This window comes from Anaerohalosphaeraceae bacterium (assembly GCA_035378985.1).
Taxonomy (GTDB): domain Bacteria; phylum Planctomycetota; class Phycisphaerae; order Sedimentisphaerales; family Anaerohalosphaeraceae; genus JAHDQI01.
On sequence record DAOSUR010000014.1, the window covers coordinates 1 to 13082 of the forward strand.

General features: G+C 55.0%; 11 protein-coding genes, 1 tRNA gene and 1 CRISPR repeat array. Of the genes, 7 read left to right on the forward strand and 5 right to left on the reverse strand.

Annotation, left to right across the window (positions count from 1 at the left end; genetic code table 11):
- Nucleotides 1-496: a CRISPR direct-repeat array (repeat unit 36 nt; unit sequence GTTTCAATCCCTTATTCATCAGGGGAAAAATGCAAG).
- 165 nt (nucleotides 497-661) lie between these two features.
- The 3 genes from cas2 to PKY88_10230 all read right to left on the reverse strand — a co-directional run bounded on the left by cas2 (nucleotide 662) and on the right by PKY88_10230 (nucleotide 2193).
- On the reverse strand, nucleotides 662-937 hold the full coding sequence (gene cas2 / locus PKY88_10220) for a CRISPR-associated endonuclease Cas2 (protein ID HOQ05575.1): 276 nt from the start codon (nucleotides 935-937) through the stop codon (nucleotides 662-664).
- Nucleotides 938-949: 12 nt separating this feature from the next.
- Nucleotides 950-1957, reverse strand: a complete 1008-nt coding sequence (cas1, locus tag PKY88_10225) for a CRISPR-associated endonuclease Cas1 (protein HOQ05576.1) — start codon at nucleotides 1955-1957, stop codon at nucleotides 950-952.
- Nucleotides 1958-2119: 162 nt separating this feature from the next.
- Nucleotides 2120-2193 (reverse strand) — tRNA-His (locus tag PKY88_10230).
- 197 nt (nucleotides 2194-2390) lie between these two features.
- Here PKY88_10230 and PKY88_10235 point away from each other — a divergent pair.
- Nucleotides 2391-3596: a 6-phosphofructokinase gene (locus PKY88_10235; GenBank protein ID HOQ05577.1), complete on the forward strand. Its 1206-nt coding sequence runs from the start codon at nucleotides 2391-2393 to the stop codon at nucleotides 3594-3596.
- 102 nt (nucleotides 3597-3698) lie between these two features.
- On the opposite strand, the gene PKY88_10240 is transcribed toward PKY88_10235, so the two are convergent.
- Nucleotides 3699-3857, reverse strand: coding sequence for a hypothetical protein (locus tag PKY88_10240; protein HOQ05578.1), 159 nt, complete (start codon nucleotides 3855-3857; stop codon nucleotides 3699-3701).
- Between the two features lie 144 nt (nucleotides 3858-4001).
- On the opposite strand from PKY88_10240, the gene PKY88_10245 reads away from it, so the two are divergent.
- Nucleotides 4002-4733, forward strand: coding sequence for a hypothetical protein (locus PKY88_10245; GenBank protein HOQ05579.1), 732 nt, complete (start codon nucleotides 4002-4004; stop codon nucleotides 4731-4733).
- A gap of 15 nt (nucleotides 4734-4748) precedes the next feature.
- On the opposite strand, the gene PKY88_10250 is transcribed toward PKY88_10245, so the two are convergent.
- Nucleotides 4749-6605, reverse strand: coding sequence for a bifunctional homocysteine S-methyltransferase/methylenetetrahydrofolate reductase (locus PKY88_10250; GenBank protein HOQ05580.1), 1857 nt, complete (start codon nucleotides 6603-6605; stop codon nucleotides 4749-4751).
- A 179-nt stretch (nucleotides 6606-6784) separates the two neighbouring features.
- On the opposite strand from PKY88_10250, the gene accB reads away from it, so the two are divergent.
- The 5 genes from accB to PKY88_10275 all read left to right on the forward strand — a co-directional run bounded on the left by accB (nucleotide 6785) and on the right by PKY88_10275 (nucleotide 13022).
- On the forward strand, nucleotides 6785-7261 hold the full coding sequence (accB, locus tag PKY88_10255; protein ID HOQ05581.1) for an acetyl-CoA carboxylase biotin carboxyl carrier protein: 477 nt from the start codon (nucleotides 6785-6787) through the stop codon (nucleotides 7259-7261).
- Between the two features lie 36 nt (nucleotides 7262-7297).
- Nucleotides 7298-8641 (forward strand): acetyl-CoA carboxylase biotin carboxylase subunit, encoded by a 1344-nt coding sequence (accC, locus tag PKY88_10260; protein HOQ05582.1) that lies wholly within the window; start codon nucleotides 7298-7300, stop codon nucleotides 8639-8641.
- Nucleotides 8642-8657: 16 nt separating this feature from the next.
- Complete coding sequence (locus PKY88_10265; GenBank protein ID HOQ05583.1) at nucleotides 8658-9833, forward strand: PQQ-binding-like beta-propeller repeat protein; 1176 nt, start codon at nucleotides 8658-8660, stop codon at nucleotides 9831-9833.
- Nucleotides 9834-10453: 620 nt separating this feature from the next.
- A complete protein-coding gene (locus PKY88_10270; GenBank protein HOQ05584.1) occupies nucleotides 10454-10924 on the forward strand; it encodes a winged helix DNA-binding protein in 471 nt (156 codons plus the stop codon).
- Between the two features lie 58 nt (nucleotides 10925-10982).
- A complete protein-coding gene (locus PKY88_10275; GenBank protein ID HOQ05585.1) occupies nucleotides 10983-13022 on the forward strand; it encodes a tetratricopeptide repeat protein in 2040 nt (679 codons plus the stop codon).
- Nucleotides 13023-13082 lie beyond the last annotated feature (60 nt).

Consider the following 13082-nt stretch of genomic DNA (forward strand, 5'->3'; position numbering starts at 1 on the left):
GTTTCAATCCCTTATTCATCAGGGGAAAAATGCAAGATTATCCGGGGGAGGAAGCAGTTCAAAAATTTTTTCATATGGGAAGTTTCAATCCCTTATTCATCAGGGGAAAAATGCAAGTCCTTTTAGTCTTTCTGTTTTTACGTTTTTGGACTTTTGTTTCAATCCCTTATTCATCAGGGGAAAAATGCAAGCCGGTTCTGAAATTCGGTCAGGGAGACTATGCCGTTGAAGTGTTTCAATCCCTTATTCATCAGGGGAAAAATGCAAGTCGGAGATGACCGAGGACGGACGTCCCTGTTTCCGCACGGGTTTCAATCCCTTATTCATCAGGGGAAAAATGCAAGTTATAAAATAGACGGAAAAATCCTGAAATCCTTCCATACAGGGTTTCAATCCCTTATTCATCAGGGGAAAAATGCAAGACAAAACATACTGGATTTCACTGGCTTCTGACGAAGACGTTTCAATCCCTTATTCATCAGGGGAAAAATGCAAGACCGGCCTTTGTAAGCCCTTTGTTTTCAAGGGGTTGCGAGGGCAAAAACTGTAATCCCCCCTTTTGGGGCTTTTTTTCAATCGTTTTTCAAAGACCCTGAACCGCCAAAATCGCTATAAACTTTTGAAAGACCACAACTTACAGATTTTCTGTAATCGATTTATTTCAGATTATAAAGAATGTCTCCTGCTGTGTCAAGTGCCCTTGTCCCTGAAATTGTGTTTTTGCCAGACAATTTTGGCATATATGGTAGATCCGAACGGAATCCTCCTGCGGGTTGATAATCTGAGCCAGCCGCTGCATCATTTCTTTCAAAAGAGTCTTGTCCAAATCTGCTTCAAACACACTGTATTGAACCCGGTCGCCGTAGTCAAGCAGGGTTTTGGCGACCCTCAGCCGTCTTTTATCATCGGTACAGTCATAGGCAATCACGACAAACATGTGAGAGATTCTCTACAAAGGCAGCTGATAAAAACGGTAGATTCGGCCGGTCTGAATTGACTTTTCCAGGCGTTCAGCCTGCTCAAAAAGCAGAGAAAAGGGACTCAGCGGTTCCCGTTTTTCCAACAGACGCTGCGGGGTCTGCAGATATGCTTCCCATTCGGCAATCAGCCGTTTTCGAGCCGCATCGGACAAAAGAACCGGCGCCGGCTGCCCCCTGCCGACCTGAAAATCCGCTTTCTGAAGAATCTTTTTGTTAAACAGAAGCATGACAAACCGGTCGGCTATCGGCTGACGAAACTGCTCTACAAAATCAAACACCAGCGCCGGCGCGCTGCGAATCGACGCATGCATCAGACCGCAGTAAATATCCAAATCGGTCGCTTGAAGGGCGTTCTGCGCCAGCGCCGTCAGCAGCATATACACATACGACAGACAGGCATTGACCGGGTCCGCCGGCGGGCGGCGAACCCGTCCGCCGAAATCCATTTCCAGCGAATGAAAGATTTGCACGAGGGCCTGAAAATACATTCTGCCAACCAGACCCTCGATGCCCCGTACGGTCTCGACGGAGGGCTGTTCATCCACCCGCGCGGCGATTTGGAGAATCTCTTCCGATGCCTTCGTCAGCTCGGAATTGCGGTGATTATACGCATATCGTCTGATAACATTTGCGGCAGAAACGGCCTTGGCCCTCACAAGCTCGCGGCAGAACAGAAGGGTTTGAGCCGGGTCTTCGGCCAGTGCATACTGCCGGCGGCGGAGCGCTGCACGGGGACTGTCCGGCGGAATCAGCGTACCGCGAACCTGACCGCGTGAAGTAAGCATCACCACAGATGCCTTCCGGTCCAGCAGCAGCGCCAGGGCCGACGCCGTCAGCTGGATTCGTCCGATAATCACCAGCCGCTGAAGGCGGTGGACCGGTATCGACAGCAGCGGCTGGTCCTCTTTGGAAACCAGCAGTCGACGACCCTGTCGGGAAACTTTGGCCCCCTGTTCCTGCAGATAGACTGTGCCCATCCGACACCCCGTTTCTGCTCGTCCTGCTTCGGAGCCTATCGGCAAAGAAGACAAGGGGATTCACCGGAAGAGGAAAACAAACAGATTTTGGGCAGACAGCATTTGTGAAGGGACATGAAAAGAAACTGCATCCAAAAGCTGATGCCACACAGCCTCCAAACGGGTGGAAGATGGGATTCGAACCCACGACCCTCAGAACCACAATCTGATGCTCTAACCAGCTGAGCTACTTCCACCGCAACCGCCGTCGAACCCCGGCGAACCAAAATAACTATCTTACCCGATGGAATAGAAGTTGTCAATCAACCCTCGAAAAATCGCTCGCTTTTCCGAGCCCGTTTTTCTTTTTCCGGCTTGATTTGTCCCCAATGTCCCGTATAATTGTTCCCCCGATAAACCCAAGATAATCTGGTTGAAGAAAGGGGAAAATCCAATGGCAAACGCGGTAGTCAGTCAATCCGGCGGCCCTACGGGGGTTATTAACGCCTCGCTGGTCGGCGTGATTACGGAAGCAATCAAGCACAAAGAAATCGACAATCTCTATGGGGCAGTCCACGCCGTCTCCGGCATTGTAAAAGAAGACTTTATCGACCTGAAAAAACTGTCCGTCGAAACCCTTCGCCGGCTGGCTCTGTCGCCTTCCTCAGCCCTCGGCTCCAGCCGCGACAAGCCGGATGAGGAATACTGCAAAAAAATCCTCGACGTTTTCCGCAAATACGAAGTGGAATATTTCTACTACATCGGCGGCAACGACTCCGCCAACACCTGCTACATAATCAACAATATGGCCGAAAAGGTCGGCTATCAGTTCCGGGCCTTCCACGTCCCGAAAACCGTGGACAACGACCTGCTGGTGACCGACCACTGCCCGGGCTACGGCACCGCCGCTAAGTTTGTCGCCTGTGCCCTCATCGGCGATGACCTCGACAACCGCGCCCTTCCGGGCATCAAAATCGATGTCATCATGGGCCGGCACGCCGGCTTCCTGACGGCCGCCTCCGTCCTCGGCAAGCAGCGGGATGATGACGGTCCGCATCTGGTTTATGTGCCCGAGCGGCCGATTACGATGGACAAGTTCCTGGCGGATGTCGAGGCCGTCTATAAGAAGCTGGGCCGCTGTGTCGTGGCCGTCAGCGAAGGCATCTGCGATACCGATCACGTCACCTGGACGGAAAAAATCGCCCAGACCGGAGAAAAAGACGCCCACGGAAACGTGCAGCTGTCCGGCACCGGCGCCTTGGCCGACTACCTGGCTGCTCAGGTAAAAACCAAACTGAAGGTCAAACGCGTCCGCGCCGACACCTTCGGGTATCTGCAGCGCAGCTTTGCAGGCCTGCAGTCCGAAGTGGACCGGCAGGAGGCTGAAATGTGCGGGCGGATGGCCGTGCAGTACTCGATGAAATACGACAACGGTTCTGTAGCGATGAAGCGAACCGGAAACGGCAAAAACTACGGCGTGGAATACTTCCGCACTGAGCTGGCCAACGTGGCCGAAAAGACCAAATCCCTGCCGGATGAGTTTATCACTGCGGAAGGCAACGGGATTACGCAGGCCTTTGTCGAATACGCCCTGCCGCTGGTAGGCCAGCTGCCGCAGACCGAGTATCTGGGCAACTACCCGCGAATCAAGAAAAAATAATAACGCTCTGTAAAACAAAAACGCCTGTCGGATTCGCTGTTCCGGCAGGCGTTTTTTATCGGCCAGGTTATTTTCTGCAATAATCGGTCTTGTATTTCGTGATTACCGCCTCCACCCCGCTTTCCGTACCATCAGCGGCGGCATCTGTTCAGGCTTGACTCGATTCATATCCGGCTTAACACAGCTGCGTAAATTCGGATAAACCTTAATCTCATAATTGAGCATAAGCCAAGGTACCGGTTTCTTCTCCAAACGCTTCATAATCGGCCTCTATTTTGACGTTTCGTACTTCCCCTCTCTCATCGGCCGAAATTTTGCCTATCTTAACCACCCCAATCGTACTTTTCCCCTATGCCAAAACGCCCGATAATCGTATAATAAACAACACAAAAACAGGAGATGGTTATGGATTTGATTTTACGTGAATCGAAAACCTCGGCGCACTACAGCATCAGTTATGTGCTTGCAGGCAGCTGGAATGCCGACCCGAGCGTTCAGATTGATTTCCAGAAAGCCCTGCTCGAAAACGGACTGGAATTCTCCCAATCGCTGTTTTATAAAAACGGCTTCCAGCTCCGCCGGGAACCGCCGTCTTCCCCGCTGCAAATCCTCCTCGAAAGCCCGGCGCCCCAGATTCACAATCTGAAGATTATCGCCCTGAATCCCAACTGCGACTTGGACTATTTCTGCCGCGAGGCGGAGGCCGTCACGACTGCCTATCAGCAAATCTGGCCGGCCGAACAGTACCAGATTCTGAACACCAGCGCCCGCATCGACCATCTGTATAGTACGAAGGTTCATGCCTTCCAATATTTGTGGGAAAATCGGCTCAATCAGTCGCCGGAGGATTTTAAGGCATTAGGCGGACGGCCCGTTCACGGCGGCGGCCTGCGTCTGCTGATTCCGCCCCACGCTGCCGAAGGACAGGAGCCGGTCACGATTGAACTGCGGGTCGAATCGTTTCTCCGCGAACCCCGCAAGCTCCTGGTTGAAACCGCCTTTACATGGCCCAAGCCGCGCGTCCTGACAGACGGGGAACGCTTCGACCCAAGACCCTACCTGGAAGCCGTCGAAAACTACGCGGCAACAGAGGTATGGAACTTTATCACCCACGGCTCCGGTCCAGCCGGCTCTTAAAACACAAGCGAAATGTTATAGATCCTGAAGCGGAAACCGTCCCAGGGCCGCCAGGGCCATCTCAACTTGCCCCAGCGGGGCACTGACGGCAAAACCCGCTACGTGCGGAGCCAGCTGGGCAATCATCTCGTGGGCAATTTCGGCCCCGATGCGGCGCCCCTCCTGGCGGGTTTTGGCTTTGGCCATGCGCTTCAGCAGCGCCTCCGGCACAACAACCCCCGGCACTTCGTTGGCCATAAACTCGGCATTTTTAAAACTGACAAACGGCCAGATGCCCGCCAGAATAGGGATGCGGCAATTCTCCACCGCTGCCTGAAATGCATAAAACATTTCCAAATCAAATACCGGCTGCGTTATGGCATACTCCGCCCCGGCCTGCACTTTCAGCCGAAACCGGTCAATCTCCCGGTGAATATCCGACGCAACCGGATTAGCCCCGACCCCAATGGTCAGTCCCAGCGGCTCCGGCAGAGGATTGCCCGCTATGTCAATCCCGCGGTTGAGATTCTGAACCACCCGGGTAAGGGCGATCGAATCCAAATCAAATACCGCTGTGGCATTCGGATAATCGCCGAGTTTGGGCGGGTCGCCCGTAATAATCAGCACATTTCGAAGACCGACGGCATACAGCCCCAGCAAATCGGACTGAAGACCGATGAGATTCTTATCCCGGCAGCAGACGTGCAGAATCGTCTCAATCCCAGCCTCCTGCTCAATCTTGACGGCTGTAACCATCGGGCTGAGCCGGGCGCTGGCGCGGGGGCCGTCCGGAATATTGACCGCATCAATGCCGTGCTGGGCACACAGGCGGGCCCGCTCGAGCACCCCGCGAAGGTCCACGCCGCGCGGCGGCGTCAATTCCACGCACACAATCGGCTGACCGGCAGCCAATTTGGCCCCCAGTTTGGACCGTTCTTTGAGCGGCCGGGGCTCGACACCGGCCGGAGCGGACACCTCAATCCGGCTTGACGGCACAGACACGGCCGACGTCACCCGGTCCAGCGGACGGACGGCCGTGGCAATCTGATGAATATGCTCCGGCGTGGTCCCGCAGCAGCCCCCGATTATCCGTGCCCCGTTTTCAAAGAACCGCTTGGCATACTCGGCCATATACTCCGGCGTGCACATATACAGCATCCGCCCATCCACCTGACGGGGCAGACCCGCATTGGGCTGCACGGAAATCGGCTTGTCGGTAATGTCGCGAATCCGCTGAAGGGCCTCGAGCATATGTGAAGGCCCGACCGAACAGTTCAGTCCGACCGCCGCAACTGCCGGATGCTGGGCAACCGCAGAAAGGGCCTGTTCAATCGGAGTCCCAAAGACCGTCTGGGCATGCTCCAAACAGGTCATCTGGGCCAGAATCGGCAGCTCACAGACAGACCGAACCGCCTCCACAGCAATCAGAAGTTCCGCTTCGCTGCTGAAGGTTTCCAGCAGAAAGAAATCCACTTCCCCTTCGAACAGCGCCCGCGCCTGTTCGGCAAAAACCTGATGGAGCGTAGAAGTCAATTCCGGGTCCGGGACCGGAATATTCAGCCCGCTGGGGCCGATTGAGCCAGCCACCAAAACTTCCACGGGCGCAGCGTCTTTGGCGATTTCCGCCGCCGTCTGGTTGATGACCGCCGTCTTGTCCGCCAACCCGAACCGCCCCAGTTTGATGCTGTTGGCCCCAAAGGTATTCGTTTCAATAAAATCACAACCCGCCTGGATATAGGCCTTATGAATCTCCCGTATCCAGTCCGGCCGAGATAAACTGAGCTCCTCAAAGCAGGTGTTGACAAAGGCCCCCCGCTGATAGAGCATCGTGCCCATCGCCCCATCGCCGATGACAATGCCTTCTCGAAGCCGCTGCAGCAATCCTTTCTTCATTGGAGCAATTGTATACAAAAACTGATTCGTCTTGTAAAGAATCCTCTCTGCAATGGACAATATAGACCTGCTTTGTTGTTTTATAAGCAGACAAAAACCCTTGCATTTTTTTCGTCTTTTTCTATACTGACCCCTCAGTCTCTTAATGATAATCCCCCATTTGATAAGGATAAACTCGAATGGCTGACAAACTGGATGACCTGAAAAAGGTACGGGAACTAATCAATTTAATGAAGGAAAACGACCTCATCGAGGTGGAAATCGCGGATGGGGACCAGAAAATCCACTTGAAACGTCCCCAGCCGGCAACCGCTCATTATATTCCTTCGGTGGTCCCAATGGCACCTGCAGCCCCTGCAGCTCCGGCCCCCGCCGTCCAGAAACCTCAGCCGGATATGGCTATGCCGGAAGAAAGCGGTCTGCTGGAAATCAAATCTCCCATCGTCGGGACTTTTTATGCCGCTCCCAATCCGGAGGCCGCCCCCTACGTCAAACCGGGGGATAAAGTCAAGCCCGACACCGTTGTCTGCATCGTCGAAGCGATGAAAGTAATGAACGAAATTAAGGCCGAAGTGTCCGGAACCATCGTGGAAGTCCTCGTTAAAGACGGCCAATCCGTCGAATTCGGCCAGACTCTCTTCCGGGTGCGCCCCTAACCCCGCTAAACCGTTCCGGCAAAACTTGAGGAAATTATGTTCAGCAGAATCCTGATTGCCAATCGAGGAGAAATCGCCCTGCGGATTATCCGGGCCTGCCATGAATTGGGCATCGAGGCCGTGGCGGTCTTTTCCGAAGCCGACCGCGGAGCCCCGTATCTGGAGACCGCGGACGAGGCCATCTGCATCGGTCCGGCGACACCGGCTAAAAGCTATCTGAATATCCCGGCTATTATCAGCGCCGCTGAGATTGCGGATGTGGACGCCATTCATCCCGGCTACGGCTTTTTGGCCGAAAATGCCCACTTTGCAGAAATCTGCGGAGAATGCGGGATTACATTCATCGGCCCGGACCCGCAATCCATGCGGATGCTGGGCGACAAGGTCCAGGCCCGACTGGTGGCCCAAAAGGCCCGCGTGCCCCTCGTGCCCGGGTCCGAAGGCGAGCTGAAGGATGAAGCGGAGGCAATCAAGCTGGCCAACAAAATCGGCTATCCGGTCATCCTCAAGGCCGCTGCCGGCGGCGGCGGACGCGGAATGCGGGTCGCCCACAACGACATCAGTCTGCACAAGGCCTTCGCCGCTGCACGCGCCGAAGCCGAAGCCGCCTTCAAAAACGGGGCCCTGTACCTGGAAAAATACATCGTGGAACCCCGACACGTCGAAGTGCAGGTGATGGCCGACAAAACCGGAAATGCCGTGCATTTTTACGAGCGTGACTGCACCATTCAGCGGCGGCATCAGAAACTCATTGAAGAATCCCCCTGTCCGGTGCTGGATGAAAAAACCCGTGAGGAGCTGTGCCGCTCGGCCCTGCGGCTTGTGCACGAGGCCAAATATCACAATGCCGCTACGGTCGAATTTCTTCTGGACCGTGACAAAAACTTCTACTTTATCGAGGTCAACACCCGCATTCAGGTCGAGCACCCCGTCACAGAGCTGGTAACGGGCCAGGACCTGATTAAATGGCAGATTCAAATCGCCGCCGGAAACCCGCTCACGCTGCGCCAGCGGGACATCAAACACACCGGCGTGGCGATGGAATGCCGCATCAACGCCGAAGACCCCGCCCGAAACTTTGCCCCCTGTCCGGGTCCGATTCACCGCTTTATCGTCCCCGGCGGGCCGGGCGTGCGGGTCGATACCCATTTGGCTCAGGGCTCCGTCGTCTCCCCGTATTACGATTCGATGGTCGCCAAAGTAATTGTCCATCAGCCCACCCGCGAACAGGCCATTGCCACGATGAAGCGGGCACTGCGGGAGTTTCGCATTGAGCCGATAAAGACTACGATTCCGGCGTGCCTGAAAATCCTTTCGCACAACCTGTTCGTAAAAAATCAGGTGGATACGAGTTTTATCGAACGGCATATGAGTTCCTGATTCGAAAGGAAATCCTATGCATTTGCAGCGGACTGTGGTCCCGTTTCTGCTGCTTTTGCTGCCGCTGACGGCTGTTCTGGCTGTCATTGCGGCCCATCGCCAGGCCAAACTGCAGAAAAAGGAGCCGCTGTCACCGCCGGCTGTGCGGGTGAGCTTCGGCACAGACTCCTGGCCGATGTTTCGCGGCAATCCGCAATTAACCGGCACTGCCTCGGGCGAACTGCCCGAGCACCTCACGCTCGCCTGGAAATTCAAAACAAACGGACCTGTCAAATCCACTCCTATCGCCGCCGACGGCAAAGTCTATATCACCTCGACCGACCAAAAACTCTACGCCGTGGACCTGAAGACCGGCTCCCTCCTCTGGAGCCGGGAACTGGGAGAAATGGAGGCCTCCGCTCTCTGGACTAAATCGGCCCTGTATGTCGGCACCACTACCGGCTGGTTCTATGCGCTCAACCCCGCTGACGGTGCCGTCCTGTGGAAATATGAAACCAAAGGCAAAATCGCCGGCTCCGCCAACTTCCTTAACGGTTGTATCTTCTTCGGAAGCTATGACGGGACCCTCCATGCACTCAGCCCGGATGGAAAAGTCCTGTGGACTTTCCAAACCGAAAGCTATCTGAACGGCACACCGGCGGCCGTTCCGTCGGCAGTCATTGCCGGCGGCTGCGATGCCAACCTGTATCTGATTCATCCAGACGACCCCAGGCAGGTTCGCCGAATCGACACCGGCTCTTATATTCCGTCCAGCCCGGCTGTGTACGAGAACCTGGCCTATATCGGCAACTTTGAAGGACAGCTCTTTTGTGTGGATACCCAAACGGCACAAATCGTCTGGACGTCCAGCCATTCGGACGACGCCTTTTTTGCCGCACCCGCCGTCAATGAACAATACCTGGTTGTCGGCTCGCAAAAAAATAAAGTCCTTTGCCTGGACCGAAAGACCGGCGGGCTCCTCTGGACATTCCGCACGGAGGATGCCGTTAATTCCAGCCCGGTCATCTGCGGTACCAAAGTTCTGTTCGGTTCCGACGACGGCTTCTTCCGGATGCTCTCGCTGACTGACGGCAAAGAACTCTGGTCTGCCAACCTCGCCCGGCCGATCGCCTCCTCTCCGGCTGTCGTGAGCAATCTTGTTCTGATTGGCTGCGACGACGGCTTCGTGTACGCCTGGAAACAGCCGGACTGAACGCCCTATGTTCTTTTTTGTGTTCAGTACATCCTGTCGGGAAACGGAAGGGCCTGCCCTCACAATAGACTGCCCATCCTGCGGGGAAAGGGGGCCTGCGGATTCTGCAGAGATTGTGGAAAAGGGGACACTGTTTTTCTTCATACCATCGTTTCGGGTTCGCACAACCCGACTGACCTGCCGAAATTGCGGGAGGAGTTTTTACCTGAACCTTCCGCTGGAAGATGTGTCCCAACTGACACCTGCCGACCTTCACCAAATGCTCTGGAATACTCCTTCCTCCCTGCTCCCGACTGTACTGGCTCTAATTGCGTTGGTCGCCTCTATAATCCCATTCGCCGGGCTTCTTGTTGCACTTATCACCCAGCCCTTCATCTGGAAAACCCCAAGCTGGCAGCGAATTGTTTCCCTGTTTGCCATAATAATTTCCTTTTTCTCAACGTTTTTTTATCTTGTTTTCCGCTCGTAAACCCTTAAAAATAAAATGGATATGCTTTTATAGGACCCGCAATATATCAACTATTAAACATTTCAATAAATAAACATTGTATTTCTTGAAATATTTTCTGTATAATGAGCGTATAACCTTACAGAAAAGACGACGGTTCTTGGACGGCCCCATGGGACCGGAATTGGAAAAGGCCATACAGGATTTGAGTTTGCGGATGCGTCTGATTCGCGCCGCACAGGAAGGCGATGCGCCCGGCTCCCTGAGTGAACGCGAGGCCCTGATCCTGCAGCAGCTGCTCGAACGCCCCGAGATGACGGTCTCCGAAATCGCCCAATCCTGGCCGAACGTCAGTGAAAGCACCATCTCGATAACCCTCACGCGTCTGTGGCGCGAAAAAGGACTCGTGTCCAAGACCATCAAGCCCGACAACCAGCGGGTGACCCTGGTCAAACTCACCGACAAAGGCCGACAGACAATTCAAAAATATTTGGAGCAGCAGACAGAACGCTTCAACGCTCTTTTCCATGCCATCAACGTTACTCCGGAAGAAAAAGAGGTCCTGATTCGCATTTGCACGCGGGCATCCGAATTTTTGGACAAATACCTGTCAGCGATGCAGAACCAGCCCTCGAAATCGTAAAAATCGCATGAGCAAACCGGACTTTCCCAAGCCGGTCTGCCCAGAAAGGAGATAAGCCATGAAAAGCAGACATATACAATGGCTTCTGTTCGGGATGGCAATTCTGGCAGTGTCCCTGACCGCTTTGGCACGAGAAAAACCGGACAATCGCGGTTCCGCTCGGGGAAACGACCGCCCCGCCGCTGCACCGCAAAAGCAGGAATCTCCTCCATCGCAACCGGCGCCGCCTGCTGAACCGGCTAAATCGGCAGAGCAATCCGCATCCACTCAGCAACCCTCCCGCTCGATTCAGCAACCCGCCGCAGCACGAGATGCTCTCACCCGGCCTGCTGTCCCTGCCGCAAGGCCCACGCGGTCTTCTGAAAGCCGCAGGCTGTCTGCGCAAACCTCGCAAGGCAGTCCGCAGCAGACAGAAAGAAAAGTCGTCTCTGCTGAAAAAACTGCACGCAGAAACAGCCCGCCGTCTGTTTCCAGACCTGCGGAAACACAGGATGTTTTGAAAACCCGTCCAGCCGATTCAAAAACCCTCTCCCGTCCAACCCGACCGGAACGCTCCGCTCCCGCTGAAATCAAAACGCCGACAGATGTATCCTCCCCATCTTCCGTACGTTCTCAAAGCCGTCTGAACAGCCGGCGGCACGTTGTTGTCGCCAATCTTTCCGCCGGTCGAAACAGCCGACGCACTCAATCCGATTCCCCGGAAGAACAAGAAACAAAATCCTCTGCCGACAAAAACAAACCGGCTCGTCCGCAGAATACACGCAGTACGCTGACCTTGAAATCCTCCGAGCAGAAAACGAACGACAGAAAAGAAAAGTCCGGGCAGCAAACCGATTCGGTCCGTGCCGCTTCGGAGCGGAAGAATCGCCGCGTCATCGTTTCCAAAATCGAACGGCCCGCTCCGCGTGAAACCCGCGACGGCGGCACAAAACTTCAGCCCCCCTTGGAGCGCCCTCTTGCCCAGCCCGCACGCCCCGGCAGTCAAAGCATCATCCGGGCCGATGAGCTCAGCGAGCCGACCCGACACCATCCGGGCCGAGAGGCAAGGGCGTCCGTGCACAACAGTCGTCCAAGCCATAAAGAGCGATACGACAGCAAAATCACCGTCACACCCGAAAAGAAAATTGTTGTCGTCGGCGACATCACGCCTCACCGTCCGCGGCCCTATATCCCTCGCCGGCTTCATCCCGACCTGGTGATTGTCCGCAGCAGTCCGCACTGGCACGATTGCGGTTCGTATTTTTCCCTGACATTTTCCTTTAATTCCTGTGCCCGTCTGGCCTGCGTACCCTATCGTTCCTGCTGGGGTCTGACGTATTATTACCCCCGCTATCACCGCCGCTATGTCTTTGTGAGCATCGGCGGCTGGTGGCCGTGCGAATACCGATACATTCGCTATTACTGGTACGGCTGCCATCCGTACTACTGGTACGGTCCGACCGTCATCACCTCTGCCCCCGTTATTGAGCAGAACATCTACAACACGTATAACTACTACGGCAAAGCCGACGCCGACTCTTCGCAGAAAACCTCTGCTCCGTGGAAGTATCCCTTCGGCGATTCCAACTATGATGTGAGCGGCTATATCGAAAAGATTTCTGCACCTGACGCTCCTCAGTTCCAGACTGCTGCCGACCTGTGCTTCGATCGAGCCGTCAATCTGTTCCTGGCGGGCAAATACGCGGATGCCGCCGCTCAATTCCGAGAGGCGGTCCGGCTTTCTCCGGATGATATTATCCTGCCGTTCACGTACAGCCAGGCCCTCTTTGCCGACGGCGACTATGCCCATGCCGCCGCCGTGCTGCGTTCGGCTGTGGCGGCCATTCCGGATGACCAGCTGACGATTTACTACCCGCGCGGACTGTATGAAAAAGAGGAAACCCTGCTGGCCCAGATTGAGGTCCTCGAAAAGGCGGCGCAGGAAGAGCCTTTTGCGGCCGATTTCCATCTGCTTTTGGGGTATCAGTACATCAGCATCGAAAAGTATGACAAGGCCGCCGACCATCTGAAAGAAGCCGTCAAAGACCCGGCGAATCAGCCCGCCGCCCAAAAACTCCTCGACCTGCTCACCCAGCTCCAGCAGCCCGAAGACGATTAGCCCCTATGGGTAAAACAGCCCCGGGCGAATGAGCCCGGGAAAAAAAATTGAAATCTTTCA